The 4,396-nt window shown below is 62.0% G+C and carries 5 protein-coding genes and 1 pseudogene; 2 read left to right on the top strand and 4 right to left on the bottom strand.

All coding sequences use genetic code 11. The features are described 5' to 3' along the window. The coding region (locus VFJ08_RS14885; RefSeq protein ID WP_324998011.1) for a hypothetical protein at window positions 1–192 on the bottom strand (192 nt) is incomplete at its 3' end. Window positions 193–274: 82 nt separating this feature from the next. Here VFJ08_RS14885 and VFJ08_RS14880 point away from each other — a divergent pair. Next, a complete protein-coding gene (locus VFJ08_RS14880) occupies window positions 275–688 on the top strand; it encodes an acyl-CoA thioesterase (protein WP_324998010.1) in 414 nt (137 codons plus the stop codon). Continuing rightward, window positions 685–1,542 carry an N-acetylmuramoyl-L-alanine amidase gene (locus VFJ08_RS14875; protein ID WP_324998009.1) on the top strand — a complete coding sequence of 286 codons (858 nt, stop codon included), beginning with the start codon at window positions 685–687 and terminating at the stop codon, window positions 1,540–1,542. The genes VFJ08_RS14880 and VFJ08_RS14875 overlap by 4 nt, the downstream gene beginning before the upstream one ends. Window positions 1,543–1,594: 52 nt before the next feature. Here VFJ08_RS14875 and VFJ08_RS14870 read toward each other — a convergent pair whose 3' ends face one another. From VFJ08_RS14870 to VFJ08_RS14860, 3 genes and pseudogenes are all read right to left on the bottom strand, one after another. Then, a complete protein-coding gene (locus VFJ08_RS14870) occupies window positions 1,595–2,467 on the bottom strand; it encodes a hypothetical protein (protein WP_324998008.1) in 873 nt (290 codons plus the stop codon). Between the two features lie 178 nt (window positions 2,468–2,645). Further along, window positions 2,646–2,924 (bottom strand): annotated as a pseudogene (locus tag VFJ08_RS14865) ((R)-mandelonitrile lyase); the annotation flags it as partial. Between the two features lie 3 nt (window positions 2,925–2,927). Then, window positions 2,928–4,396: MFS transporter (locus tag VFJ08_RS14860; RefSeq protein ID WP_324998007.1), on the bottom strand; the 1,469-nt coding region annotated here is incomplete at its 5' end.

The following is a 4,396-nucleotide window of genomic DNA, read 5'->3' as shown; positions in this document are numbered from 1 at the left end:
GGCAAGCGTGATCGGCGGCCGCGCGGCCGCGCGTTGTTCGGTTATGGCGACACTCGCCGCGATGCGTCGTTCGATCTTCGCGCGTGTCGCGGCGTCGCCGGCTTTTTTAAACTGCCGGGTCAGCCGGTGTCGATCGCGGGTCTGCGTGCGCTCGAACCGGCTTTCGCTTGATTGCTGCGTGTGGTTGGCCAATGGCGGTTCCAAACGATCGGTCGATTTCCCCCGGCTTTGCGCGACCTTCTAGAATACGCGGGTCACCAGCCGGAACGAACCTATGAATTTTCATACGCGCAAGTGGATCAAGCCCGAGGACCTGAACCCGAACGGCACGTTGTTCGGCGGCAGCCTGCTGCGCTGGATCGACGAAGAGGCCGCCATTTACGCGATCGTCCAGCTCGAAAACCCGCGTATCGTCACCAAGTACATCTCGGAAATCAATTTCGTGTCGACCGCGATCCAGTCCGACATCATCGAGCTGGGCATCATGGCGACGAAATTCGGGCGCACTTCGCTGACCATGCGCTGCGAGGTGCGCAACAAGATCACCCGCAAGTCGATCCTGACCATCGACGAACTCGTGTTCGTCTCGGTCGACGAGAGCGGTCGGCCCAAGCCGCACGGCAAGACCGAGATCCGCTACGACGACAAGGATCAGCCCCGAGGCGTCGACGCTGCACCGCATTCGTGAAACCGCTCGGTATCGGGCCGATGCGGCGCTGGACATTGCCGCTGGCGTTGTTCGCCCTGGCCGGGCTGGCCGGCTGCGGGCCGCCGGCCACGCTGATCAAACGCTCCGGCTACTGGGCCGATCAGAGCGTGCACGCCACAGCCTACAATCATCGCGTGCGTTTTCTGGTGCTGCACTACACCAGCGATCGCGCCGGACGGGCGCTGCGTGTGCTGACCGGGCCACACGTCAGCGCGCATTATCTGGTCGGCCCGGATCCGAAAACGCGCGACGGTGAGCCCATCGTGCGCCAGCTCGTGCCCGAAGACGAGCGCGCCTGGCACGCCGGCGTAAGTAGCTGGGCCGGGCGGCACCATATCAACGACAGTTCCATCGGCATCGAAATCGTCAATCTCGGACCGCTCAACGCCCCCGGCCCGGTGCGCCGCTGGCAACCCTACGGCGATGCCCAGATCCGGGCGGTGATCGCATTGGCGCGTGATATCGTCGAACGCTACGACATCAAGCCCGCCAACGTGGTCGGCCATTCCGACATTTCACCGGGGCGCAAAATCGATCCCGGCCCGGCTTTTCCCTGGCATCGTCTGTACGAGGCGGGCATCGGCGCCTGGCCGGATCCGCAGCGCGTGGCGTTCTATTATCAACGATTTGCCGACAACCTGCCGGATATCGGCGCGATCCAGCGTCAACTCGCGCACTACGGCTACGATTTATCGGTGACCGGCATCTATGATCGGCACACGCAAACGGTATTACGCGCATTCCAGATGCATTTCCGCCCCGCTAATATCGACGGCAAACCGGATGCGGACACCCTGGCGCGGCTGTGGGCATTGAACGACCGGTACCGATGAAAACGCGGCGCCCGAAGGCGCCGCTTTTCGTGCAGGCGACAATGCTACTGAACTACATCGGCGGCACGGTCCCGTTCTTGCCGACGATTATCTTTTTGGCGTTGAACGCGCCCGAGGTCTGCGGGCCGGCAACGAACACATGAGCGCCGCTTTTCAGATCGTCCTTGCTGCCGGGCTGGAGCTTGACGGTGGGCACGTCCGCCGGCACCACGATTTTCTTGCTGCCCTTGCCGTAATCGACTGTAAGCGTGATCGACTGGTTACCGCCGCTGGACTGCGTCACAGTGCCGTTGGTCATACTCGAGCCCGAAGCCATGGACGAGCCCGAACCACCGCTCGTTTTGGAACTGACCGTGCCGTTGGTCATGCTTGAACCCGAAGCCATGGACGAGCCCGAATCGCTGGTCTTGGAGCTGACCGTACCGTTGGTCATGCTCGATCCACTGGTCATCGAACCACCAGACTTCGAACTGACGGTGCCGTTGGTCATGCTCGACCCACTGGTCATTGAACCGCCAGCCGTTTGGCTACCGCCGGCGGACTGGCCGACCATCGACGGCGACAGATCCCAGCTGTAGTCGCCCAGGCCCGTGCCTTTCATGGACGGCGGAAAGATCACCATTTCCAAAGCGCGGTTCTCACCGTTTTTTTCGACGTTCGCGGTACCGATAAAGGTGCCCTTTTCGATGTTCGATAGGTCGCCCTTGGTGGCCGTGGCGATCTGTGTCTTCGACGACAACTTGATCTGGCGCTTGTCGCCGGACTGCGTGGTCATGGTGAACCCGCTGTCCGAAACAGCCGTAATCTGGCCCCGCAGGTGCTGGGTGTCGTTCGCGGCCATCGCCGGCAACGCGACCAGCGCCGTGCCGAGAACCAGAGCACCGGTCAGCGCGATTCGTTTTTGGTTATTTGAGTTGCGCAGCATTGGTTTCCTCCTAATTAAATTGCTTCAAATATAATATATCAGACAACAGGGTTGCCACGGCATTTACCGACTATGCCAATGTGATCGTCATGAGTCCGAGCGTCAATTGCGGAGTGTTGGGTAAGCCCGGGGGAGCGGGTTTCCAGGCTACGGTGATGCAACCGGAAAAATCGGCTGTTTATTCGGTCCCTGATTCGGCGTTGTATTGCTCGTCGGTGACTTTTTCCATCCAGTCGACGACCTTGCCATCGAGCTGTTCCTGAATGGCGATATGGGTCATGGCCGTGGTCGGCGCGGCGCCATGCCAGTGCTTCTCGCCCGGGGGAAACCAAACCACATCGCCCGGCCGGATTTCCTCGATCGGGCCTTCCCAATGCTGTACCCGCCCGCACCCGGCCGTGACGATCAGCGTCTGGCCCAGTGGATGGGTATGCCAGGCAGTGCGCGCGCCCGGCTCGAGTTACGCCGTCTTGAGCAGCCGTTTGCCCGACCCGACCAGCAGGACGGCGATGGCGGACAAGACGACACTTCCGGTAAAGGTGGCCCCGATACCGATGTGGTCCAGGAGCGTGCCACCGAGGGCGGCGCCGCACAGAATGGCGGCCTGAATCGCCGCGACCATCAAGCTGCCCGCGGCCTCCGGTGCGTCATCCATATTTTGTGAAATCCAGCCCATCCAAGCGATCGACATGGCTGTATTCATGATCCCCCAGATCGCCAGCAGCACGGCCGCCACGACGAGGAATTGGCCAAAACCAAGCAGACCCAGCGTGGCCAAGCCCATCGTCACCGGTATCATTTGCAGCAGCCGGATGACGTGGGCGCCCGCGAGCTTGCCGCCCGCCCAGGTGCCGAGAAAGCCGGCGCAGCCCAGCACCAGAAAAAGCAGGGTCAATACGGTTACGTCGACGCCCGTGACGGTTTCCAGAAAAGGCCGCAGATAGGTAAACATCGCAAAAGCGCCCGCGAAGGTGAAGATCGCGGCGGCGATGCCACGGGCAAAATAAGGCCTTTTCAGAATGGACAGGAGCGAACGGACGGACTGTTTCTGCCCGGCGGGCAACGACGGCAAGACGGCCAGTTGCCAAAGCAGGTTGATGGCCACAATCGGCACCAGCATCCAGAACACGCCACGCCAGCCGATCGCCCCGCCCAGATAACTGCCGATCGGTGCCGCGAAAGCGGCGGCGACCGTCTGCCCGGTATACATCACCGCGAGCGCGGCCGAAACACGCTCGGCTGGCACCAGACGCATGATGACCGCGGTCGCCAGCGCCCAGAAGCCGCCGATGCAGATGCCGAGCAACGCCCGCGCCAGCATCAGCACCGCGAGGTTGGGCGCGGCGGCAATCAGAACCAGCGAGGCCAGCATCAGGGCGGTCATGGCGACCAGCACCCATTTGCGATCAATACGCCCCGCCACCGTCGTTATGACGAGGCTTGCCGCCACGGCGAAAAAGCCGCTGATGGAGATCGCCTGGCCGATCTGCCCCGCGCTGGCGCCCAGCCCGTCGGCGATCGGCGTCAACAGGCTCACCGGCATGAATTCGGCAGCGATCAGTAGGGCGACGCATAGCGACATGGAAAGCACCGCGCCCCAGGCGCCGGCCTCCCTCGGCATAGGGTCAGTCAAAGTCTGAGTGGTCATGGGTTGCTCCGCGCAATAGTGGAATCGGCCGGGACAGCAAGCCAAGCGGCGTACAAGGCGTCGATGCCCCGCGAAGTATTGGCTGCCATGATGCGCGCAGCTCTCTAGTGAGCGGCAGAATGATCTGGCTGTTTTCTTGCCTAATCCACCAGGCCAGCGGATTATCATTCGACAATAGAGGATTGGCGGACTACGCTTCAGGCAAGACAATCCGTGAGGCCGCCAATGCCAGCTCGCAAACAGATCGGACACCATCACGGCAGGCCGCTTGAGACCATCCA

Source organism: Salinisphaera sp. (genome assembly GCF_035690525.1).
Lineage (GTDB): Bacteria > Pseudomonadota > Gammaproteobacteria > Nevskiales > Salinisphaeraceae > Salinisphaera.
Note: the sequence above shows the minus strand (reverse complement) of the source record. Positions and strands in the feature narration are given on the sequence as shown.

Excerpts from the sequence above, each read along its gene's own strand:
- VFJ08_RS14880 (WP_324998010.1), top strand. The coding sequence starts at position 275 with ATGAATTTTCATACGCGCAAGTGGATCAAGCCCGAGGACCTGAACCCG.
- VFJ08_RS14870 (WP_324998008.1), bottom strand. The coding sequence starts at position 2,467 with ATGCTGCGCAACTCAAATAACCAAAAACGAATCGCGCTGACCGGTGCT.